Origin of the sequence: Rhizobium cerradonense (assembly GCF_030182455.1) — a bacterium.
GTDB lineage: Bacteria > Pseudomonadota > Alphaproteobacteria > Rhizobiales > Rhizobiaceae > Rhizobium.
The window spans coordinates 819,888-841,175 of the sequence record NZ_JAQJCK010000001.1 but is presented as its reverse complement, the minus strand read 5'-3'; the positions used below and the strand labels follow the sequence as shown (position 1 = coordinate 841,175).

Below are 21,288 nucleotides of genomic sequence, written 5' to 3'. Positions count from 1 at the left end.
AATTTCAGTGAAATTCGTAATCGTGAAGGGCGCCGAGCAGTCGATCCTGTGTCTGATAGCCAGCGTCATAGAGGCTGATCGCGACGTTGGCCGCGGACAGGCCTTCCTGGCTTTGCAGTTTGATGCTGCGTTCGGCACACCAGGCGTAGAGCGCGCCAGCAAGGATATCGACATCATCGGGATATAGGGGCGAGTTGACCATCATAGACATTCGCTACACCGTGGTTGGAAGCTCGAACTTGAGCGGAAGCGGAGCAAAGACTGCTTTGATTCCAAAAGTTTGCAATCGGCTTCTCTTGCCGGCGTTAACGCCTGCCTGATTTGATACAGATACAGTTTCGTATCGGCACAGGTGCTTGCTCGAAGGAGACTATTGCGGTGTCTGGTCCGGCGCGTGCGGTGCTGGATTTTCGATCTGTTCCCTGCCGTTATGCGGTACAACGAACAGCAGGACACCCAGCGCAAGGGCGAGTGCCACCATGATCAAAAGGATAAGTCTCGGCCGCGAAGGCATCATTGATGAACCGGCTGCGACGCCTCGACCGCTGCTTCGATCAATTCCTCGGCATAAGATAGGGCAGAGGCTGTGTCCTCGCCATCGAGTTTCAGTTCCCGGCATTTGCGGTGCATGGCCCTGCGAATGTCTGCAAGCAGGGTCGCGTCGACATCGACATGCCCCTCGAAGAAAACATGAGTCAGAGCAGATTGGGCTACGACTTCGAGTACTGCGACACGTCCCTCGATTTCGCCAAGCGAAGGAATGGCGTTTTTCTCCACATGGTGTTTGCAATCGCGATGAGTGGTGAGCATTTCAGTGGTCTCCTCTGCTGAGGCAGATAACCAATGAGAGGCAAAAAGGTTCACTGAGATTTTACGAAAATCTGGGCCGGTGGCAACTGGCTTTTCGCCGCGATGTCATTGCCGGGAAGGCGTACGGAAACGGGTCATTTCATAGGGCAGAGGTTCGCATCCGACAGGACATCGGCGCAGCGAGGCGAGCGGCGAAAATCGTCGTAATAGAGTGTCCATTCCGTCGTGTCGGCGGCGCGATAGGGGCCGAACTTGAAATACTGATTTTTGCCTAAACCCTTGTCGGCATGACCGATATGTCCCTTGACGGTGACAATCCATTTATCGTTGGCGAAGATCTCGATATGGCCGGTACCGTCAGGGCCAGGCTTGCTGTAGATCGCAAAGTCGATCCAGCCGGATTCCGGTGTCGGTAATTTATTGCCATGGTCGGTGATGGTGATGGCACTGGTGCAGCCGGTGAATTCCTTGCCATCCTCCTTACCCCAACTGCTGTCGGTGGCGACAAGGGCTCGCATCTGATTGGTGTCCGAGCGGAACCAGACCGGCGTCTGATTGTCAGCACACTTCTTTGTTGCGTCGCTGACCTCGGTTGTCGGTGGAGCGACATAGTTGGTCTCGACTGTGGCGAAGAGCTTGCCGTTGTTCAGTCGCAGCGCCAGGAAAGGGCTGAAATCTCCCTTTGCCTTCGGTCCGATCTCGCGCTTCCACTGCGCAATGAGATAGCGATGATCACCGGAGGGAATAGGGTCGGCGAATTTGACCGCAAAGCCATACCAGACGCCTTGGTTATAGGGGACGCGATATTTGGTGCGTTCCCAGATTTCTGCTCGTTCACTGCAGTTCGTCTTGTCCGGTTGGCAGAGCGGCTTGACGCTGAGCTTCAGCGCGCCGGTGCCGGTGCGCTTTACTTCCGATTGGAATTCGATCTTGCCAGCTTTCTGTTCGGAATTGTCACGATAATAGAGATGGCCTGAAGGGGAGAAGTCGGTACCATCGAAACCATCGCGCAGAACCAATTGAGCTGGATTCTCGGCCATAGCGGGAGTCATGGCGCAGGTGCAAGTGCAGGCCAGGATAGCGGGCAGTGCATATTTTGCGTTCATGACAGCAGGCTCCTTCAGCGGATGATCGTGGAATACTATCAATGACCTGTTCGTCTTCGAGGGGCAAGAGGAGGCGACTTTGGGTACGTGATCAGCGGCAGATGTCGATCTTGTGCTCGGCCAGAAGTGGCGGCTCGGTTTCGACATACCGAAGAGATAAGTAGACAAATCATCTCGTTCGCGTTTGATAAGCCGGCCAATTCTGGAGGAAGGATTTTCCATGACGATCGAACACGACCTCAGCCGCATCGCCCTGCAAGAGGAGACGCTGCGCTTCGATGCTTTCGATCTTTCGACCGCATGGGTGCTTGGCAAGTTGCTGCATGACCTTGCCAGCGAACGCAATTTGGGTGTCGCGATCGATATCACATTGCATTCCATGCCGGTCTTCTACATCGCGCTGCCTGGCTCGACGCCGGACAATTCCAACTGGATCCGCCGTAAGCGCAATATGGTGTTGCGCTATTTCCGCAGCAGTTATGCCAGCACTCTGCGACTGGAGCAGCAGGGCAAGACGATCGAGCACAACGGGCTTTCAAGCGCCGACTATGCTGCATCCGGCGGCAGCTTTCCGATCTTCGTTCTCGGCACGGGTTGCATCGGCGCAGTCACCGTATCGGGACTTCCGCAGCGTGAAGACCACAATCTCGTCGTTGAGGCTCTGGCGCTCACGCTTGGCCACGAACTGCATAATCTCAGCCTGTCATAAAAGAGGATAGCGGCGTCCGACTTAGCGGACGCCGCCCTTCATCTCAGATTTTGCCGCCAGCCTCGGCGATGACTTTGGTCAGGCTGCCTGTTGCCGGGAAGAGGGGGATGAGGCAGGCCTGGAGGGCGTGATAAATATCGCCCTTGCCGGGGAAAATCGTATGGGCGGGAACCAAGTCTTCCGTGAGTTCCTCATGCCACCCACCATTCTTATTGTCGATGAAGAAGCGGCCGATGGTGCCCCAGATCTTTCGATAGCTCTCCTCGTGGAAATCGCTCGGCACATGTTCGTTGAGATAGTGCGCGGCACCGGCGCCTTCGCATGCCGGCCACCAGAGCTTGTTGCGTTTGGCCGGCGTATCAGCCCAATCGAGCGTATAGAAGAAGCCGCCTTTGTTGCTGTCCCAACCCAGTGACATTGATTGAGAGAACAGACCCTTGGCGGCATCCGGCATCCAGTCGTGCTGCTTGCCGCCGAGAGACCAGAGCTGCAGGACGAGGCGCGCCCATTCCAACCAATGGCCGGGCGTCGTGCCCGAGGGGCGGAACATTTCGTTGCCGCGATAATCCTTGTCGAGTTCCCAGTCGGTATTGAAATGTTCGGCGACGCGCCAGCCGACGGAACCGGCGGAGCGGCGAATGACGAGATCGGCGATGCTTTCGGCTTTGTCGAGGTATGTTTTATTTTCGGTCGCTTCGAAGGCTGCCATCAGCGCTTCCGTCAGGTGCATATTGGAATTCTGGCCGCGATAGGCGCCACCATCGATCGGCGACCAATCCTGGTTGAACTCCTCGGCGATGGCGCCGTGTTTTTCCTCCCAGAATTTCGTGTTCAGAATTTCGGTGACATCGGCAAGCATGCCGTCAGCAAGCGGATGACCGATGGTCTTGGCGGAGGAGGCGGCGAGCAGCACAAAAGCGTGGCCATAGCCTTGCTTGCTGGCATCGACGGGGCCATCATTGTTGAGCGACCAAACATATCCGCCATGGGTGGCATCACGGTGATGCTTCCAGAGATAGTTCATGCCGTGATCGACAATATCCTCGGAGCCGGGGCGGCCGAGCAGCGAACCGATCGAAAAGCAATGAACCATACGCGCGGTCGAATGAATGCCCCGCACAGGGTTGGCTGCATCGAGCGGCCTGCCGGCATCATCCATATCGTAGAATCCACCCTTAGGATTGATGCAGCGATATTGGAAGAAATCGAAAAGCCCGCTTGCCTGATCAAGCAACCAACGGCGGTGATAGGCCCGCGAGCTCCAATTGCCGAGTGCTGCCGTTTCACGCTGTATGCCCATGCTATCCTCCCAAGACTCTTTTGCCACAAGCCGTATAGCGCTGCCTGAAAGCACTGTCATGGCTTTAACCAATGAAACTGTGTCGGCTGCCTCGCGTTGTCCATGCCTATAGGGGTTGGCGGGCGATCGCATCGATATTTTTTGGACACGCGGCAAACTAGAGCAGCATTATTCTTGCGCCGCGCTTCTCCAAGGCATAGATATGTTGACATAAAGATATCTTTATGTGATCTGGATGCGTCGCAATCAGGCCAGTGGAGTTCGCATATGTTTGACAATCTTTTTGGCTCGGAAACAGCGAAACGCGATGGCAGTGAAGTCTTCTCGGCCCTGAAGCAGGCAGCGAGCGAGCGAATCCTTGTGCTTGACGGCGCCATGGGGACACAAATCCAAGGGCTCGGCTTTGAAGAGGATCATTTCTGCGGCGATCGCTTCATCGGCTGCGCCTGTCATCAAAAGGGCAATAACGACCTTCTGATTCTCACTCAGCCTGACGCCATCGAGGAAATCCATTACCGCTATGCCAAGGCCGGCGCGGATATTCTGGAGACCAACACATTCTCTTCGACCCGCATTGCCCAGGCCGATTATCAGATGGAAGGTGCGGTTTACGATCTCAACAAGGAGGGTGCGGCAGTTGCCCGCCGGGCGGCGGTCCGCGCCGAACGCGAGGATGGCAGGCGCCGTTTTGTCGCTGGCGCTATCGGCCCGACCAACCGCACCGCTTCGATTTCCCCCGATGTCAACAATCCCGGCTATCGCGCGGTGAGCTTCGACGATCTGCGACTGGCGTATGGCGAGCAGATCGACGGCCTAATCGATGGCGGCGCCGATATCATCCTGATCGAAACAATCTTCGATACGCTGAACGCCAAGGCGGCGATTTTTGCCTGCGAGGAGCGGTTCGAGGCTAAGGGCGTCCGCTTGCCGGTGATGATCTCGGGGACGATCACCGATCTTTCCGGCCGGACGCTCTCCGGCCAGACGCCGTCGGCCTTCTGGAATTCGGTGCGCCATGCCAGCCCCTTCACCATCGGCCTCAATTGTGCACTTGGCGCGAATGCCATGCGGCCGCATCTGCAGGAACTTTCGGCCATTGCCGATACCTTCGTCTGCGCCTATCCCAATGCCGGCCTGCCGAACGAATTCGGCCAATATGACGAAACGCCTGAGATGATGGCGGCGCAGGTCGAAGCTTTTGCACACGACGGCCTCGTCAACATCGTCGGCGGCTGCTGCGGCTCGACGCCGGAACATATCGCCGCAATCGCTCAGGCAGTTTCGAAATACCCGCCGCGCCAGCTTGCGGTGCACCGACCCTTCATGTCGCTCTCCGGCCTGGAGCCCTTCGAGCTGACCAAAGACATTCCGTTCGTCAATGTCGGCGAGCGGACCAACGTTACCGGCTCGGCAAAATTCCGCAAACTGATCACCAATGCCGACTACACGGCAGCGTTGGCCGTTGCTCGCGACCAGGTCGAAAACGGTGCGCAGGTCATCGACATCAATATGGACGAGGGCTTGATCGATTCCGAAAAGGCGATGGTCGAGTTCCTCAACCTGATCGCCGCCGAGCCGGATATCGCCCGCGTGCCCGTCATGATCGACAGCTCGAAATTCTCGATCATCGAAGCCGGTCTGAAATGTGTGCAGGGCAAACCGATCGTCAACTCTATCTCCTTGAAAGAGGGCGAGGAGAATTTCCTCAAACAAGCCCGGCTGCTGCGCAATTATGGCGCTGCCGTCGTCGTCATGGCGTTCGACGAGCAGGGGCAGGCCGACAGCTATCAGCGCAAGGTCGAGATCTGCGCGCGCGCCTACAAGCTTCTGACTGAAGAGGCGGGGTTGCCGCCGGAAGACATTATCTTCGATCCGAATATCTTCGCGGTCGCGACCGGCATCGAGGAGCACAACAATTACGGCGTCGATTTCATCGAGGCGACGCGAACAATCCGCCAGACCATGCCTTTGGTCCATATCTCAGGCGGCGTTTCGAATCTTTCCTTCTCCTTCCGCGGCAACGAGCCGGTGCGCGAGGCGATGCATGCCGTATTTCTCTACCATGCCATTCAGGCCGGCATGGACATGGGCATCGTCAATGCCGGCCAGCTCGCAGTTTATGACAACATCGATCCCGAGCTGCGCGAGGCCTGCGAGGATGTCGTTCTTAACCGCCGGCCCGACGGCACAGAGCGGCTGCTCGAAATAGCCGAGCGTTTTCGTGGTGCCGGTAACCGGGAAGCCAAGGTACAGGATCTCGCCTGGCGGGACTGGTCAGTCGAGAAGCGGCTCGAGCACGCATTGGTCAACGGCATCACCGAATATATCGAAGCGGATACCGAAGAGGCGCGGCAAAAGGCCGAGCGACCGCTGCACGTCATCGAAGGTCCGTTAATGGCTGGCATGAATGTCGTCGGCGACCTCTTCGGTTCAGGTAAGATGTTCCTGCCGCAGGTAGTAAAGTCGGCCCGTGTCATGAAGCAGGCCGTTGCCGTGCTGCTGCCTTATATGGAGGCGGAAAAGCTCGCCAATGGCGGCAACGGCGAACGCCAGGCGGCAGGCAAGGTGCTGATGGCGACCGTCAAGGGCGATGTGCATGATATCGGCAAGAACATCGTCGGCGTCGTGCTTGCCTGCAACAATTACGAAATCATCGATCTCGGCGTCATGGTGCCGGCGACGAAGATCCTGGAAACGGCAATCGCCGAGAAGGTCGATATCATCGGCCTCTCCGGCCTGATCACCCCGTCCCTGGACGAGATGGTGCATGTTGCTTCGGAAATGGAGCGGCAGGGGTTCGATATTCCACTGCTGATCGGCGGTGCAACCACCAGCCGCGTGCACACTGCCGTGAAGATCCATCCACGCTATGAGAAGGGCCAAACGGTCTATGTCACCGATGCCAGCCGTGCCGTAGGTGTCGTCTCGGCGCTGTTGTCGCCGGAGGCTAAGCAGGGCTATGTCGATACGGTTCGCACGGAATATGCCAAGGTCGCCGCGGCACATGCCCGCAGCGAGGCGGAGAAGGTACGGCTGCCGCTCGCAAGGGCGCGCGAGAATGCCGAGAAGGTTGATTGGGCGAATTACAAGCCTGTGACGCCGCAGTTCTTTGGAACGAAGGTGTTCGAGAATTACGATCTGGCAGAGCTTGCCACATACATTGACTGGACGCCGTTCTTCCAGACCTGGGAGTTGAAGGGCCGTTTCCCGGCCATCCTCGAAGACGAGAAACAGGGTGAGGCGGCGCGGCAGCTTTATGCCGATGCACAGGCCATGCTCGAAAAGATCATCGCGGAGAACTGGTTCCGCCCGCGCGCCGTTGTAGGCTTCTGGCCGGCAGGCACGGTCGGCGATGATATCAGATTGTTCGCCGATGAGGGCCGCACCGACGAACTCGCGACCTTCTATACACTGCGCCAGCAATTGTCGAAGCGGGATGGCCGCCCGAACGTGGCGTTATCAGATTTCGTAGCGCCCGTTTCGAGTGGCGTCGGCGACTATGTCGGCGGTTTTGTCGTCACGGCCGGTATAGAGGAAATTGCCATCGCCGAGCGTTTTGAGCGCGCCAATGACGATTACTCTTCGATCCTCGTCAAGGCGCTCGCCGATCGCTTCGCCGAGGCTTTTGCCGAGCGGATGCATGAGCGGGTGCGGCGCGAGTTCTGGGGCTATGCCAAGGACGAAAACCTCGATGGCGACGAGTTGCTGGCGGAGGCCTATGCCGGCATCCGCCCGGCGCCGGGCTATCCTGCCCAGCCCGACCACACCGAAAAAGAGACCCTGTTCCGTCTGCTCGATGCGGAAGCGGCGACCGGGGTGAAGCTCACCGAAAACTACGCCATGTGGCCCGGTTCCTCCGTCTCCGGACTCTATATCGGCCATCCCGACTCCTATTATTTCGGTGTAGCAAAGGTCGAGCGAGATCAGGTGGAAGACTATGCGGCCCGCAAGGGCATGCCCGTTGCGGAGGTGGAGCGCTGGCTGGGACCGGTGCTCAACTATGTGCCGGAAAGCCGCGATACCGCAGTGGATGACGCGGCATGATGATCTGATTTGACGGTGTGGAAAAAGCGAGTGAGGGATGCTCGTTAACTCAACCCTAAGTCGCTCCAATCGTCAGCTCCGCAACAAAGTCATAAGCGTCCCCTCGATAGAGCGAGCGGGTAAATTCCACGGCGCGACCGGAGCCGAGGTAGGAGATGCGTTCGATCGATAGGCCCGCAGCCCCGACGGGGACGCCTAGCAGGCCGGCGTCGGCCTCTTTCATGTTGGTCGCAGAGATGCGTTGGACGGCACGGACCGGGCGGACCTGGCGCTTTTCGAGCTCGGCATAAAGCGACGCGGTCACTGTGGATGGGTCCGGCAGGAACTCGCCGGAGACGCTGGCATGTTCGATGGCCAGCGGCTGGTCGTCGGCGATGCGCAGACGGCTGAGGCGGGAAACCTTGGTGCCGGCGGCAAGGCCGAGGATCATCATTTCATCGGGCGAGGGGGTGTGCACGCCCTTATGCAGCCATTCGGAGCGTGCTGTCATGCCCCGCCGTGCCATGTCTTCAGTGAAGGACGTTAGCTGCGATAGGCGCTGTTCGACCTTGGAGACCGGCTTGGCGACGAAAGTGCCGGAGCCATGGCGACGGACAAGGATGCCCTCTGCCACGAGATCGTCGATCGCCTTGCGTACCGTCACGCGGCTGACGGCTGCATATTCGGCTATGTCGCGTTCCGGCGGCAAGGCATCACCATGTTTCAGCGTGCCAACCTTGACGGCGTCTTCGAGCGTGCGGCGCAGCTTGACATAAAGCGGGCCGGTGCCGCCGGCGAGCAGGCGTTCCGGCGAGAAGATATGGCTCAAATCCTCGGTCATGGCGTGCTCCCCATGTCTTTTTGCAGGAGCTTTGCCGCCAGTTCGACCGCGCCGCGCAATACGTCGCCTTTCGGTTCCGCGAGAAGCGCCTTGTGTCGCGAAGCGAGCCAGGGATGATATGCCTTCGAGAGACCGCCCAGTAGGCAGACCGCCGGGCATTCGGGCCAAAGCAGCGTGTCGAGGCTTTCGGCGATAGCGTTCACCGCTGTCTTGACGATGCCGACAGCGACCACATCGTCCCTTTCGGCATGTTCGAAGACCATCGGCGCGTAACGCGCAAAATCTTTCGGTTTGGAAGCATGGGCGAATTCGACGATGCGTTCGGGATCGCCGTCGAATTCAGCCATGATCTTTTCGGTGATTGGCGAGGGTGGCTGCACCTTGTCGTGCGCCAGAAGTGAGCGCTCCAGCAGATCGCGGCCGAGACGCGCACCACTTGCTTGGTCGCCAATGACAAAGCCCCAACCACCGATGCCCCAAATCTTGCCGTCGCGTCGAGCATTGTAGACGGAACCGGTGCCGAATGCGCCGATTATCCCATCGGCATCGCCGAGCGCACCCTGAAGCGCTATCGTCGCGTCGGTGACGACATGGCTGTTTGCAAAGGGCAGCGCTTTTTCGATGCGCTTGCCATAGTCACCGACGTTGGCGCCGGCCGTGCCGACAACGGCGGGCAGTGTATGGACCAACTCCGGATCGAGTCCGGCGTCGCTGAGGGCTTCTTGGGCGGATGCGACGATGTTGACCAAAGAGTTTTCGAGATCGGAAAGGATATTGGCTGCCCCCGCCTTGCCGTTACCAAGGACTTTACCCAGCCTGTCTGTCACAGCAGCGCGGCAGCTTGTTCCCCCGCCGTCGATACCGATCGCAAACTCCGTCATCACACCCTCCGGATAACCACCCGTTCCCCATTTTTCCTACAATACCAAAAAAATACCATTTACCAATAGGCAATGCGTCGCTTTTTGCGTTTCTGTATCATATTGAAAAATATCAATAAAATTTTTTATCTGTTTTTCCGACTCAGAAAAGTTAAATTTCGGCTGGACAATTGGTATTTTTTTGGCCTTAATTCTTCCAAGGGAACAGTTCGAACAGGCATCGGCAGAACCGGCAAGATAACAATAGCCGGAACGCCAAGCAGAAGGTGACGGACCTCTGCCGTTGTCAGGAGCCGCGTAGATCAAACAGGGTCTGCGCGACAGCATTCGTCATGAAATTCCCGTGTGTTGAGTTTCTGGTGTCCTTGTCCGGTCGTCCGGCGGGTCACGATTGATCGGGCCGATCAGGCACAGTGCCTTGCGCCCTTGTGCATTTGGGGCCGGCAATGTTGGCGGTCCTTGTGGAGCGTTGGCTGTTTCCTCGGATATGCCAACGGATTTTCAGATCGAGAACGGTGCCTTTTTCCGGGCGCTTAAACAGGAGAGGGAAATGAAAAACAATGTTCTGAAAGGCTTACTCCTCGCATCCAGCCTGCTGACCTCGGTCGGCTTCGCGCATGCGGCGGACGTGACGCTGACGGTTGAAAGCTGGCGCAACGACGACCTGCAGATTTGGCAGGAAAAGATCATCCCGGCATTCGAAGCCAAGAACCCTGGCATCAAGATCGTCTTCTCGCCGACGGCTCCGACCGAGTACAACGCATCGCTGAACGCCAAGCTTGAAGCTGGTTCCGCCGGCGACATCATCACTTGCCGTCCGTTCGACGCTTCGCTGGACCTCTTCAACAAGAAGCAGTTGTCCGACCTGACATCGCTGAAGGGTATGGATAACTTCTCGCCGGTCGCCAAGGCTGCCTGGACCACGGACGACGGCAAGTCGACCTTCTGCGTGCCGATGGCTTCGGTCATCCACGGCTTCATCTACAACAAGGATGCCTTCGACAAGCTCGGCCTCAAGGTTCCGGCGACTCGCGACGAATTCTTCGCAGTGCTGGACAAGCTCAAGGCCGACGGCACCTACATTCCGATGGCCATGGGCACAAAGGATCTGTGGGAAGCTGCAACCATGGGCTACCAGAACATCGGCCCGAACTACTGGAAGGGTGAAGACGGTCGCCTGGCTCTGATCTCTGGTAAGGAAAAACTGACGGATGCTCCGTGGGTCGATCCTTACAAGGAACTCGCCAAGTGGAAGCCTTACCTCGGCGACGGCTTCGAAGCCCAGAGCTATTCTGACAGCCAGAACCTCTTTACGCTCGGCAAGGCTGCCATCTACCCGGCCGGTTCGTGGGAAATCGCGCTGTTCAACACGCAGGCTCAGTTCAAGATGGGTGCCTTCCCGCCGCCGGTCGCAAAGGCTGGCGACACGGCTTACATCTCCGACCATCCGGATATCGGCGTCGGTCTGAATGCCAAGAGCAAGCATGCGGAAGAGGCCAAGAAGTTCCTGAGCTGGGTCGCCTCGGACGAGTTCGCCAACATCTACGCCAACGCGCTGCCGGGCTTCTTCAGCCTGAACTCGCATCCGGTGAAGATGACCGATCCGCTCGCTCAGGAATTCGTTTCCTGGCGTGACAATCACAAGTCGACGGTTCGTTCGACGTACCAGATCCTGTCGCGCGGCACGCCGAACCTGGAAAACGAAACCTGGACGGAATCCGCCAACGTGATCAACGGCACGGACGCGCCGGACGCTGCTGCCAAGAAGCTGCAAGCCGGCCTCGACAAGTGGTACAAGCCGGCCAAGTAAGCCTGCTTTGACGTAAGTCGGGTGAGGGGCCTCGTGCTCCTCACCTTGTTCTACCGCCGGTGCATGCGGATAGAAGGACAGAGGTCATCGGTTGCTGCTTTCCCGCTTTTGATGGGTAAGTGCATGACGCGCCTTCATTATCTTGTATGCCGATATGAGCCGCCGGACCCGCGGCTGTCGCGACACCACATCGAGCCGCGCCCGATATTGTTTCTCCATGTTTGGCCGGAGAGCCGGAACAGCGGGCGAATTGAACGTTTGCGCTGCCGTCCCGATGCGTAGCCAATAAAAGCAGGCAGAAAGCCATGAGCAAAGCCAGTATATCAGCCGCTTTTGATGCGGTCCCGATCAAGCGCCAGAAGCGTTGGCATATCTTCGTTTTCCTTCTTCCGGCCTTCATCGTCTACACGGCGGTGATGATCCTGCCTCTGATCGAGACATTGCGGCTGTCGCTGTACAACGTCGTCGACAACCAATCGACCTTCGTGGGTCTCAACAATTTCAAAGTGTTGTTCGGGGATGATCGCTGGTCGCATGATTTCTGGAATGCGCTGCGCAACAATTTGATCTTCTTTGCCATCCACATGTGCGTGCAGAACCCGATCGGTGTCGCGCTCGCGGCGCTGCTGTCGCTGCCGAAGCTGCGGTTCGTCGCCTTCTATCGCACCGCCATGTTTCTGCCGACGCTGCTTTCCTTCGTCATCGTCGGTTTCATCTGGAAGCTCATTCTGTCGCCGCTCTGGGGTGTGGCGCCCGATTTGATGGGCATGGTCGGCCTTAAGTCGTTCTTTGCTCCCTGGCTCGGCAAGCCGGGCACGGCTCTCGTCACCGTCGCGCTGATCTCGGTCTGGCAATATGTCGGCATCCCGATGATGCTGATCTATGCCGCGCTACTGAACATCCCTGAAGAGGTGATCGAGGCGGCCGAGTGCGATGGCATCACCGGTTGGAGCCAGTTCTGGAAGATCAAGCTGCCACTGGTGCTGCCGGCGATCGGCATTATCTCGATCCTGACCTTCGTCGGCAATTTCAACGCTTTCGACCTTGTCTACACCGTGCAGGGCGCGCTGGCGGGGCCGGATGGTTCCACCGATATTCTTGGCACGTTGCTCTACCGCGTCTTCTTCGGCTTCCAGCTACAGCTCGGCGACCGCTCGATGGGCGCGACCATCGCGACGGTAATGTTCCTGATCATTCTCGCCGGCGTCTCATTCTATCTTTTCATCGTCCAGCGGCGCATCCGCCGCTACCAGTTCTGAGGAGAGGCGACGATGTCCAAGGCACGCACTTCCCTTGTCCGCTCCGGCCTCGTGCATCTGGCGTTGATCGCCTACACGTTGCTTGCCATCTTTCCGGTGTTTCTGACCATCATCAATTCCTTCAAGGACCGCGCCTCGATCTTCCGCGCGCCCCTGAGCATCCCAACGCCATCCAGCTTTAGTCTGATCGGTTATCAGACCGTTCTAAAGCAGGGGGATTTCCTGACCTATTTCGAGAACAGCTTCATCGTGACGATCGTCTCGATCGTCTTGACCCTGCTGTTCGGCGCCATGGCCGCCTTCGCGCTGTCGGAATACCGCTTCCGCGGCAATACCATCATGGGGCTTTATCTCGCGATCGGCATCATGATCCCGATCCGCCTCGGCACGGTCGCCATCCTGCAGGGTATGGTCGCAGCCGGCTTGGTCAATACGCTGACTTCACTGATCCTCGTCTACACGGCGCAGGGCCTGCCGCTCGCTATCTTCATCCTGTCCGAATTCATGCGAACCGTCTCGGATGACTTGAAGAATGCGGGCCGCATCGATGGGCTCAGCGAATATGCGATCTTCTTCCGCCTTGTGCTGCCGCTGGTTCGTCCGGCCATGGCGACGGTCGCCGTCTTCACCATGATCCCGATCTGGAATGACCTGTGGTTCCCGCTGATCCTGGCGCCGAGCGAGGCGACCAAGACGGTGACGCTGGGCTCGCAGATCTTCATCGGCCAATTCGTTACCAACTGGAACGCGGTCCTGGCGGCGCTGACGCTCGCCATCCTGCCCATCCTCATCCTCTACGTCCTCTTCTCACGCCAACTCATTCGCGGCATTACATCCGGAGCAGTCAAGTGAGCTCATCTCATAAGCCGATCCGCGTGTTGGTCGCCGGCCTTGGCAATATGGGCCGCAGCCATGCGCTTGCCTACCACAACAATCCCGGTTTCGAGATTGTTGGCCTCGTCAATCGCTCGAAGCCGAAGCTGGCTGATGAGCTGCAGGGTTACACGATCCATCCGGATTTCGAGACGGCGCTGAAGGCGTTGAAGCCCGATCTTTGCTCGATCAATACCTATTCCGACAGCCACGCGGATTATGCCGTCATGGCTTTCGAGGCGGGCTGCGACGTATTCGTGGAAAAGCCGCTGGCGACGACCGTTGAGGATGCGGAGCGCGTTGTGGCCGCAGCCGAGAAAGCCGGCCGCAAGTTGGTGATCGGCTATATCCTGCGTCACCATCCGTCCTGGATGCGATTGATTGCCGAGGCGCGCAAGCTCGGCGGTCCTTATGTCTTCCGCATGAACCTGAACCAACAGTCGAGCGGACCGACCTGGGAGACGCATAAGGCGCTGATGCGCACCACGTCGCCGATCGTCGACTGCGGCGTGCATTATGTCGACGTCATGTGCCAGATCACGGACGCCAAGCCGGTCGAGGTGCGCGGCATGGGTCTGCGCATGTCGGACGAGATCGCGCCGGATATGTACAATTACGGCCATCTGCAGGTGATCTACGAAGACGGTTCGGTCGGTTGGTACGAGGCCGGCTGGGGGCCGATGATTTCCGAAACGGCTTTCTTCGTGAAGGATGTGATGTCGCCGAATGGCGCGGTCTCGATCGTCATGGACCCCAACGCCAAGTCGGACGACATCGACACGCACACCAAGACCTCCGTCATCCGGCTGCATACGGCCGAGACCGGTCCGAACGGCAAGTTCATCCGTCCCGATCAGGATCTGCGCATGGACGGAGAGCCGGGTCACCAGGAGCTGTGCGATCGCGAACAGGCCTTCATGCTGAAGGCCATCCGCGAGGATATCGACCTTAGCCGCCATATGGCCGACGCTGTTCAATCGCTACGCATCTGCCTCGCCGCCGACGAGAGCGTGCGCACCGGCAAGCCCGTTTATTTGTAAGGGATAAGAGACTGTGGGATCGCTTCAACTGAAATCCATTCGCAAGGCCTATGGTACGCATGATGTGCTGAAGGGCATCGACCTCGAGGTGAAGGATGGCGAGTTCGTCATTTTCGTCGGCCCTTCCGGTTGCGGTAAGTCGACTCTTCTGCGCAGCATCGCCGGCCTGGAGGACGTAACCTCGGGCGCGGTTTTGATCAATGGCAAGGATGTGACGGTTACGCCGCCCGCCAAGCGCGGCATTTCCATGGTGTTCCAGTCCTATGCGCTCTATCCGCATCTGACGGTGAAAGATAATATGGGCCTCGGCCTGAAGCAGGCTGGCACCGCCAAGGATGAGATCGAAGGTCGTGTGGAGAAGGCGTCGAGCATGCTTTCTCTCGCCCCCTATCTCGCCCGTCGTCCCGCCGAACTCTCCGGCGGCCAACGTCAGCGCGTCGCCATTGGCCGCGCCATCGTGCGCGAACCGGAGCTTTTTCTATTCGACGAGCCGCTGTCGAACCTCGATGCGGCATTGCGCGTTCAGACCCGGCTTGAAATCGCCCGCCTGCATCGCAGCCTGAAGGCAACGATGATCTATGTCACCCACGATCAGGTCGAAGCCATGACGCTGGCCGACAAGATCGTCGTGATGAACGCCGGCGCGATCGAGCAGATCGGTTCGCCGATGGAGCTCTATAACCGGCCCGCGAACATCTTCGTCGCCGGCTTCATCGGTTCGCCGCAGATGAACTTCATTCCGGCGGAGAAGCTCGAGCAGAGCGGTGCCAAGACCATCGGCATCCGTCCGGAGCATATCACTTTGTCGCGCGACCACGGCACCTGGGCCGCCAAGGTCATCCATGTCGAACATCTCGGCGCCGATACGATCATCTATCTCGAATCCGAGCAAACCGGCCTTCTGACCGCGCGCCTCTTCGGCGAACACAAATACGAGCCGGACGAAACGGTCTATGCGACGCCGGAGACCAGACATATGCATCGCTTCGACGCAAACGATCAGGCCATTCGCGCTTAGGCGTCGGCATTTGGCATATTGAAGAGGGCTCTGCTTTGGCAGGGCCTTCTTTTTATTTGTCCAGCGATTGGCCCTAAAGTGATCCAGTCGTCCGGACGAATTCATGTGCCTGTCACAGAGGTGCGCTATCACTCGCTCAGTCAACACCAACAGCGAGCGCATCATGACAAATGCAGCAACCACTTATGCAACTTGGCATACCGAACCGAATGGTGACATTGCGATGGCGGAATCGCACAGCCCCTATTGGCGGCATTTCATCGAGAGCGTGCCAGAGCGGGATTTTTCGTCGAAAACGGTGCTGGATTTTGGCTGCAATCGCGGCGGCTTTCTGCGGCTGCTTCATGCGATGCGGCCGTTCCGTCGCGGCGTCGGCATCGACATTGCTTCGGAATCGGTTGCGGCGGCTGTGGCGGCCAAGGGCAACATGCCGCTGCAGTTTCAAGTCACCACCGATCTTTCGCCTTTTGCCGATAGCTTCGATGTCGCATTCAGCTATGAGGTCGTTTACCTGCTGCCGGAGTTGAAGCGGCATGCCGAGCAGATGTTCGAGGTCATGCGCAATGGCGGTGTCTATTACGCCGTCACCGGTTGCCACAACGAAATGCCGCTTTGGCCGAAGTGGCGCGAATTGATCGGCGGCAACAGCAATGCGCCGGTGCAGGATCGCTCTCCGCAGGACTATATCGATGCCTTCGCAGCCGCCGGCTTCGATGTTTCCGTTCGGCGTTTCGGCTATAGCGGCTTCGTCAGCGGATCGAAGGATCGCAAATATTATCCGAGCATTCTCGACGCGCTGAGCTATCCTGCTGAATACAAGCTCCTGTTCCGGCTCGAAAAGCGCATCTGATATGGAAACGATCGATCGCAAGAGCGGCAGTGCTCTCTGGCATCAGATCGGCGAAATCCTGGCGGCGGATATCGCCACCGGGACCTTTGCTCCGGGCGCCAAATTGCCGACCGAACCTGAACTCATGCAACGTTTCGGTGTTAGCCGTTTCACTGTCCGCCAGGCGCTCGGCCATTTGGAGCAGCGGGGATTGGTGCGCGCGGAGCAGGGGCGAGGGACCTTCGTTCACAGAGGGGCTCTCGACTATAGGCTCTCGAAGAAGACGCGGTTCTCCCAGAATTTGATCGAGCAAGGTTTCGAGCCTGGCGGCGAATTATTGATCCACGAGGTCGTCCCGGCATCCGAGCTTGTCGCGGCGCGGCTGAGGCTTGCGCTTGGCGCGCCGGTCATCCATCGCCGCGGTGTCATGACGGCGGATGGAGTGCCCGTCGAACTTGGCGACACCTACTATCCGGCTGACCGATTTCCGGATTTCGACAAGGCGAGGCTGCAATATCAGACCATTACCGCAGCACTCGCGAGCTACGGCGTCCACGACTATGTGCGCCTATCGACCGAGATTGAGGCGCGCATGCCGAATGCCGAGGAGGCGCGGTTGTTGCGGCAGCCGAAGTCAACACCGGTATTGGTCGTTCTCAAAGTGGATGTCGATAACGATGGTGCGCCCATTACCTATTCCGAGACTTTATGGTCGGCGGAGCGGGTGACCTTCAACGTCGATTTGGGATGAACGGCCTATCGATGGGACAGAATATTCACGATCTTGCCGAAGGGATCGCGGACGTAGAAACGCCGGACTCACCAGGGTTCGTCGTTCAGATCGTAGACGATGTCGAGCTGCATCGACCGGGCGCGCTGATAGACCTGATCGACATCGTCGACCTCAATCGAAAGATCGGGCACGGTCGCGCCTGAGCCGCCTTCGCTGGCTATGCTGATCTGCGGCACAGTCTGCGCCTTCGAGGCAAAGGTGATGATCCAGCCGTGGTCCATAACGATATCCAAGCCGAGCAGGTCGCCATAGAAGGCGCGAGCGCTGGCGGGATCGGCCGCATGCAGATTGGGGACAATTCGCAGGACGGTCATGCGATGCTCCTTGCCGGAGGAATGGAGGCGGGCCTTTGCCGCCTCCACCATCTTAACTCAGACAGTCACCGATGGCAGCAGCTTGGCGCGTTCGCTGAGGATCTGCCGGCAGGCATTTGCCACTTCCTGACCCTTGATGACGAAATGCTGCTTGAAGAAATGAATATGCGCTTCCGTCTCCTGGAAATGATGCGGCGTCAGCACGGTCGAAAGAATCGGAACGCCGGTATCCAATTGCACGCGCATCATTGCATCGAGAACGGTGTCGGCAACGAAGTCGTGGCGATAGATGCCGCCGTCGACGACGAAAGCGGTCGCGATGATGGCGCTATAGCGGCCGTTGCGGGCGAGCGTCTGCGCATGCAACGGGATTTCCAGGGCGCCGGGTACATCGAAAATGTCGATGGGGGAGGCGCCTTCGGTCTTCTGCCATTCGGCGATGAAGGCATCGACGCACTGATCGACGATATCGGCATGCCAGCGTGCCCGGATCAACGCTATGCGGCCCGGCTGCGTAGAAATGGAAATGGTCATGAACTCTGCCTTTCAAGGGTTTAACTCAATATCCCTTGGGCGAACACGCAAGGCCGCAGAAGCCCCTTGCGCGAAGGAGCCGTCGACCCGGCTTGCTCTCTTCCATCCGGACTATACCGTCGGCTCCGGCCTCTCACCGGATCTGCTGACCCTTCCAGCGAACCGGAAGGCGCTCGCGGGCTCGGAGATCAGCCTCCATACCGCCGGTGGGGAATTGCACCCCGCCCTGAGAACGCCTGGACTATAATTGCGGTGCAACAGAAATCAAAGAAAAACGCCGGGCGATTTGCCCGGCGCGTGCGAAAAATCTGTCCAATTGCGCTGCTTATCAATCCTGGATGACCAGCAGATCGGAGGAGGCGAAGCGTAGCGTGACTTTCTCGCCGACGCTCGGAGGCATCATTCCGGGGCTGTTGAACATGTCGAAGGAAATGGTGTTGCCGCCGACATTCATGCGCGTGCGGATGACCGAACCCAGGAAGTGGGCCGAGGAGACTTCGCCGGTCAGAGCAGTGTCGCCCTTCGCCGATTCTGCCAGCGAGCCGGCTTCTGGGCGCAGCGCCAGCGATACGGTGTCGCCGGGCTTGTAGGCGGTGACCGACTGCTTCAGTGTCACACCCTGATCGCCGATCATGATGCGGTTGCTGTCCGGATCGACGACCTTGCCTTCGATGAGGTTCAGCGTGCCGACGAAGGAGGCGACGAAGCGGGTGGCCGGCGTGTTGTAGATTTCGAAGGGCGTGCCGATCTGGTCGGCGCGGCCGGCGTTCATGACGACGATGCGATCGGAGATCGACAGAGCTTCTTCCTGGTCATGCGTCACGAAAACGGTGGTGATGCCGAGCTGCTGCTGGATGGCGCGAATTTCTTCACGCAGCGATACGCGGATCTTGGCATCAAGCGCCGAGAGCGGTTCGTCGAGCAGGAGGACCTGCGGCTTCACGGCGATGGCGCGGGCGAGCGCCACGCGCTGCTGCTGGCCGCCGGACATTTGGAACGGATAACGACCGGCAAGATGATCAAGCTTGATCAGGCCGAGCATTTCCTTGACGCGCTTGTCGATGTCAGGCTTGGCAACGCCGGCGACCTTGAGGCCGAAGGCGACGTTGTCATGCACGGTCATGTTCGGAAACAGTGCGTAAGCCTGGAACACCATGCCGATGTTGCGCTGGTTCGGCTTCAGGGGACGCTGATCTTTGCCGTTGATCGTCAGCATGCCGGCGGTCGGCGTTTCGAAACCGGCGATCATGCGCAGAACGGTCGTCTTGCCGCAGCCGGACGGTCCGAGGAAGGAGACGAATTCTCCTTTCTCGATATGCATGGTGAAGTCATGAACGACCTTGGTTTCGCCGAAGGACTTCTTGATGTTGGTAAGTTCGAGAAAAGCCATGGTGTGAAGCCTCACGCCTTAATCGGAGCGGATCTGGAGAAACGGGAAACGAGCTGGAGAAGGCCCATGCTGAGCCAGGTCACAGCGAGTGCGATGATCGCCAGCGCCGAAGACTGATAGGCCTGATTGGCGCCGACGAGCTGCATATAGGGGCCGAAGGCCGGACGATTGAGCAGCGAAGCCATGGTGAATTCGCCCATGACGATCGCCAGCGTGATGAAGGCGCCAGACAGAACGCCGCTCATGACATTGGGAAAAATGCAGCGGAACATGATGGTGGTCCACTTCGCGCCGAGGCTTTCTGCGGCTTCCGTCAGGGTACCTACATCGATCGTGCGCATCGCCGTATCCACCGAACGATACATATAGGGGAGCGCCAAGACAATATAGGAGCAGACGAGCAGAAAGTTCGTCGATTGCTCGAAGCCCGTCAGCGGCAGGATCGACGATGAATTGTAGAGACGCAGGTAGCCGAAGACGATCACGATCGCAGGAATGACCAGCGGCATCAGCGTAATGAATTCGACGACCGGGCGTAACTGTGGCAAGCGAAGCCGCACCCAATAGGCCGTCGGGACAACGAGCAGCATGCCGACGACAATGGTCAGCGCGGCCATGAGCATGGAATAGCCGAACGCATAAAGGAAGTGCGCATCGGAAAAGACCGATGCATAGGCATCGAAACTATAGGCATCGCGGCGCATGCGCAGCGAGAATTCCAGCGTGCCGATAAGCGGAACGATGAAATAGAAGGCGCCGATGACGACCGCGATCCAGGCGAAGAATTTTTGCAGCTTCATTTCTGCCACCGTTCTGCGCGCATGCGCATGATGATGTAGATGACGTTGGAAATGCCGGTGATGACGATCATGCCGAGAGCCATCGCATAGCCGAGGTTGGCGTTATGCAGCACGTCGCCGCGGATCTGGGCATAGAGCTGGATCGGTATGATGTTCAGCGAGCTGCCAGTCAGGGCGATTGCGGTCGCAATGGCGCCGAAGGCATTGGCGAACAGCAGCAGCGTCGTGCCAAGCAGGCTCGGCCACAGGATGGGGAGTGCCACCATCAGCCAATACTGCCCATTGGTCGCCCCAAGGATCGAGGCCGCCTCGCGCCATTCCTTCTTCATACCGTCCAGGGCTGGCGTGATGATCAGAACCATCAGCGGAATCTGGAAGTACATGTAGGTGATCGTCAGGCCGACGAAGCTGTAGAGATTGAAGCCTGCATGAAAAATGTCGAAGCCAAGCCAGTTTTTCAGCAGCAGCGTGACGAGGCCCAGGCGACCGATCGTGGCGATGAATGCAAAAGCCAGAGGCACACCGGCGAAATTTGAAGCGACGCCGGAAAAAGTCAGGAAGGCATGGCGCACCCAGGCCGGAAGTCCACCCATGACCAGGGCCCAGGCCAGATAAAAGCCGATTAGTGCGCCGCCGAGCGCCGAGGCGACAGACACTCTGATGCTGATCCAGTACGAGTCCAAGATGGATTTTGTGAAAAGATCGCCGATGTTCTTCAACGTTAGGCTGCCGTCGGGCGTCAGAAACGCACCTGCGACCAGATAGATCGTTGGGAGTATGAGAAACAGAAGCGCGAAGATCAGGAAGGGCGCAATGCCCAGCCAATCGACAACCACGCGCTTATTGATCATGGGGGCGGTACTGATCGTTGATGTCGTGACGATGCTCATGATTGGCCCATTCCGCGGCGTCAAAAAAGGAAAACCTCCCCGCCGAAGCGGGGAGGTCATATTAGCTG

The 21,288-nt window shown here is 58.4% G+C and carries 20 protein-coding genes, 1 pseudogene and 1 riboswitch; of the genes and pseudogenes, 9 read left to right on the top strand and 12 right to left on the bottom strand.

Annotation, left to right across the window (positions count from 1 at the left end; genetic code table 11):
* Window positions 1-4: 4 nt before the first annotated feature.
* From PH547_RS04070 to PH547_RS04060, 3 genes are all read right to left on the bottom strand, one after another.
* On the bottom strand, window positions 5-211 hold the full coding sequence (locus tag PH547_RS04070) for a hypothetical protein (protein WP_104823621.1): 207 nt from the start codon (window positions 209-211) through the stop codon (window positions 5-7).
* Window positions 212-513: 302 nt separating this feature from the next.
* Window positions 514-810: a hypothetical protein gene (locus tag PH547_RS04065; protein WP_104823620.1), complete on the bottom strand. Its 297-nt coding sequence runs from the start codon at window positions 808-810 to the stop codon at window positions 514-516.
* A gap of 134 nt (window positions 811-944) precedes the next feature.
* Window positions 945-1,916: a polysaccharide lyase family 20 protein gene (locus tag PH547_RS04060; RefSeq protein ID WP_104823619.1), complete on the bottom strand. Its 972-nt coding sequence runs from the start codon at window positions 1,914-1,916 to the stop codon at window positions 945-947.
* A gap of 220 nt (window positions 1,917-2,136) precedes the next feature.
* Between PH547_RS04060 and PH547_RS04055 the strand changes: the two genes are divergently transcribed.
* A complete protein-coding gene (locus tag PH547_RS04055) occupies window positions 2,137-2,625 on the top strand; it encodes a heme-degrading domain-containing protein (RefSeq protein ID WP_104823618.1) in 489 nt (162 codons plus the stop codon).
* Between the two features lie 43 nt (window positions 2,626-2,668).
* On the opposite strand, the gene PH547_RS04050 is transcribed toward PH547_RS04055, so the two are convergent.
* Entirely contained in the window at window positions 2,669-3,925 is a 1,257-nt protein-coding gene (locus PH547_RS04050; RefSeq protein ID WP_104823617.1) for an AGE family epimerase/isomerase, read from the bottom strand.
* A gap of 267 nt (window positions 3,926-4,192) precedes the next feature.
* Between PH547_RS04050 and metH the strand changes: the two genes are divergently transcribed.
* Window positions 4,193-7,969, top strand: coding sequence for a methionine synthase (gene metH / locus PH547_RS04045; RefSeq protein WP_285167463.1), 3,777 nt, complete (start codon window positions 4,193-4,195; stop codon window positions 7,967-7,969).
* Between the two features lie 55 nt (window positions 7,970-8,024).
* On the opposite strand, the gene PH547_RS04040 is transcribed toward metH, so the two are convergent.
* Genes PH547_RS04040 through PH547_RS04030 form a run of 3 tightly spaced genes read right to left on the bottom strand, consistent with a single transcriptional unit; the run spans window position 8,025 to window position 9,997 of the window.
* Entirely contained in the window at window positions 8,025-8,789 is a 765-nt protein-coding gene (locus tag PH547_RS04040; RefSeq protein ID WP_104823615.1) for a GntR family transcriptional regulator, read from the bottom strand.
* On the bottom strand, window positions 8,786-9,670 hold the full coding sequence (locus tag PH547_RS04035) for a glucosamine kinase nucleotide-binding domain-containing protein (protein ID WP_104823614.1): 885 nt from the start codon (window positions 9,668-9,670) through the stop codon (window positions 8,786-8,788). Before PH547_RS04035 ends, PH547_RS04040 begins: the two co-directional genes overlap by 4 nt.
* Before the next feature lie 36 nt (window positions 9,671-9,706).
* Complete coding sequence (locus PH547_RS04030) at window positions 9,707-9,997, bottom strand: hypothetical protein (RefSeq protein ID WP_158704474.1); 291 nt, start codon at window positions 9,995-9,997, stop codon at window positions 9,707-9,709.
* Window positions 9,998-10,220: 223 nt separating this feature from the next.
* On the opposite strand from PH547_RS04030, the gene PH547_RS04025 reads away from it, so the two are divergent.
* From PH547_RS04025 to phnF, 7 genes are all read left to right on the top strand, one after another.
* A complete protein-coding gene (locus PH547_RS04025; protein WP_104823613.1) occupies window positions 10,221-11,480 on the top strand; it encodes an ABC transporter substrate-binding protein in 1,260 nt (419 codons plus the stop codon).
* 305 nt (window positions 11,481-11,785) lie between these two features.
* Window positions 11,786-12,739, top strand: coding sequence for a carbohydrate ABC transporter permease (locus tag PH547_RS04020; RefSeq protein ID WP_104823612.1), 954 nt, complete (start codon window positions 11,786-11,788; stop codon window positions 12,737-12,739).
* Between the two features lie 12 nt (window positions 12,740-12,751).
* Window positions 12,752-13,591, top strand: coding sequence for a carbohydrate ABC transporter permease (locus PH547_RS04015; RefSeq protein ID WP_104823611.1), 840 nt, complete (start codon window positions 12,752-12,754; stop codon window positions 13,589-13,591).
* Complete coding sequence (locus tag PH547_RS04010; RefSeq protein ID WP_104823610.1) at window positions 13,588-14,652, top strand: Gfo/Idh/MocA family protein; 1,065 nt, start codon at window positions 13,588-13,590, stop codon at window positions 14,650-14,652. Before PH547_RS04015 ends, PH547_RS04010 begins: the two co-directional genes overlap by 4 nt.
* Window positions 14,653-14,665: 13 nt before the next feature.
* Complete coding sequence (locus PH547_RS04005; RefSeq protein WP_104823609.1) at window positions 14,666-15,670, top strand: ABC transporter ATP-binding protein; 1,005 nt, start codon at window positions 14,666-14,668, stop codon at window positions 15,668-15,670.
* Window positions 15,671-15,833: 163 nt separating this feature from the next.
* On the top strand, window positions 15,834-16,520 hold the full coding sequence (locus PH547_RS04000) for a class I SAM-dependent methyltransferase (RefSeq protein WP_104823608.1): 687 nt from the start codon (window positions 15,834-15,836) through the stop codon (window positions 16,518-16,520).
* Between the two features lies 1 nt (window position 16,521).
* Window positions 16,522-17,250 carry a phosphonate metabolism transcriptional regulator PhnF gene (gene phnF, locus PH547_RS03995; RefSeq protein WP_104823607.1) on the top strand — a complete coding sequence of 243 codons (729 nt, stop codon included), beginning with the start codon at window positions 16,522-16,524 and terminating at the stop codon, window positions 17,248-17,250.
* 5 nt (window positions 17,251-17,255) lie between these two features.
* Here phnF and PH547_RS03990 read toward each other — a convergent pair.
* The 5 genes and pseudogenes from PH547_RS03990 to PH547_RS03970 form a co-directional block, all read right to left on the bottom strand.
* A pseudogene (locus PH547_RS03990) lies at window positions 17,256-17,606 on the bottom strand (VOC family protein).
* 57 nt (window positions 17,607-17,663) lie between these two features.
* Window positions 17,664-18,140 (bottom strand): 6,7-dimethyl-8-ribityllumazine synthase, encoded by a 477-nt coding sequence (locus PH547_RS03985; protein WP_104823606.1) that lies wholly within the window; start codon window positions 18,138-18,140, stop codon window positions 17,664-17,666.
* A gap of 90 nt (window positions 18,141-18,230) precedes the next feature.
* A riboswitch (FMN riboswitch) is annotated at window positions 18,231-18,378 on the bottom strand.
* 90 nt (window positions 18,379-18,468) lie between these two features.
* Window positions 18,469-19,530 carry an ABC transporter ATP-binding protein gene (locus PH547_RS03980; RefSeq protein WP_104823605.1) on the bottom strand — a complete coding sequence of 354 codons (1,062 nt, stop codon included), beginning with the start codon at window positions 19,528-19,530 and terminating at the stop codon, window positions 18,469-18,471.
* 11 nt (window positions 19,531-19,541) lie between these two features.
* A complete protein-coding gene (locus tag PH547_RS03975) occupies window positions 19,542-20,330 on the bottom strand; it encodes an ABC transporter permease (protein WP_104823604.1) in 789 nt (262 codons plus the stop codon).
* Window positions 20,327-21,220, bottom strand: coding sequence for an ABC transporter permease (locus PH547_RS03970; RefSeq protein ID WP_104823603.1), 894 nt, complete (start codon window positions 21,218-21,220; stop codon window positions 20,327-20,329). The genes PH547_RS03975 and PH547_RS03970 overlap by 4 nt, the downstream gene beginning before the upstream one ends.
* Window positions 21,221-21,288 lie beyond the last annotated feature (68 nt).

What these genes read in the sequence shown, in the direction of transcription:
- PH547_RS04070 (WP_104823621.1), bottom strand. Translation starts at nt 211, where the DNA reads ATGTCTATGATGGTCAACTCGCCCCTATATCCCGATGATGTCGATATC.
- PH547_RS04065 (WP_104823620.1), bottom strand. Translation starts at nt 810, where the DNA reads ATGCTCACCACTCATCGCGATTGCAAACACCATGTGGAGAAAAACGCC.
- PH547_RS04060 (WP_104823619.1), bottom strand. Translation starts at nt 1,916, where the DNA reads ATGAACGCAAAATATGCACTGCCCGCTATCCTGGCCTGCACTTGCACC.
- PH547_RS04055 (WP_104823618.1), top strand. Translation starts at nt 2,137, where the DNA reads ATGACGATCGAACACGACCTCAGCCGCATCGCCCTGCAAGAGGAGACG.
- PH547_RS04050 (WP_104823617.1), bottom strand. Translation starts at nt 3,925, where the DNA reads ATGGGCATACAGCGTGAAACGGCAGCACTCGGCAATTGGAGCTCGCGG.
- metH (WP_285167463.1), top strand. Translation starts at nt 4,193, where the DNA reads ATGTTTGACAATCTTTTTGGCTCGGAAACAGCGAAACGCGATGGCAGT.
- PH547_RS04040 (WP_104823615.1), bottom strand. Translation starts at nt 8,789, where the DNA reads ATGACCGAGGATTTGAGCCATATCTTCTCGCCGGAACGCCTGCTCGCC.
- PH547_RS04035 (WP_104823614.1), bottom strand. Translation starts at nt 9,670, where the DNA reads ATGACGGAGTTTGCGATCGGTATCGACGGCGGGGGAACAAGCTGCCGC.
- PH547_RS04030 (WP_158704474.1), bottom strand. Translation starts at nt 9,997, where the DNA reads ATGCTGTCGCGCAGACCCTGTTTGATCTACGCGGCTCCTGACAACGGC.
- PH547_RS04025 (WP_104823613.1), top strand. Translation starts at nt 10,221, where the DNA reads ATGAAAAACAATGTTCTGAAAGGCTTACTCCTCGCATCCAGCCTGCTG.
- PH547_RS04020 (WP_104823612.1), top strand. Translation starts at nt 11,786, where the DNA reads ATGAGCAAAGCCAGTATATCAGCCGCTTTTGATGCGGTCCCGATCAAG.
- PH547_RS04015 (WP_104823611.1), top strand. Translation starts at nt 12,752, where the DNA reads ATGTCCAAGGCACGCACTTCCCTTGTCCGCTCCGGCCTCGTGCATCTG.
- PH547_RS04000 (WP_104823608.1), top strand. Translation starts at nt 15,834, where the DNA reads ATGACAAATGCAGCAACCACTTATGCAACTTGGCATACCGAACCGAAT.
- phnF (WP_104823607.1), top strand. Translation starts at nt 16,522, where the DNA reads ATGGAAACGATCGATCGCAAGAGCGGCAGTGCTCTCTGGCATCAGATC.
- PH547_RS03985 (WP_104823606.1), bottom strand. Translation starts at nt 18,140, where the DNA reads ATGACCATTTCCATTTCTACGCAGCCGGGCCGCATAGCGTTGATCCGG.
- PH547_RS03980 (WP_104823605.1), bottom strand. Translation starts at nt 19,530, where the DNA reads ATGGCTTTTCTCGAACTTACCAACATCAAGAAGTCCTTCGGCGAAACC.
- PH547_RS03975 (WP_104823604.1), bottom strand. Translation starts at nt 20,330, where the DNA reads ATGAAGCTGCAAAAATTCTTCGCCTGGATCGCGGTCGTCATCGGCGCC.
- PH547_RS03970 (WP_104823603.1), bottom strand. Translation starts at nt 21,220, where the DNA reads ATGAGCATCGTCACGACATCAACGATCAGTACCGCCCCCATGATCAAT.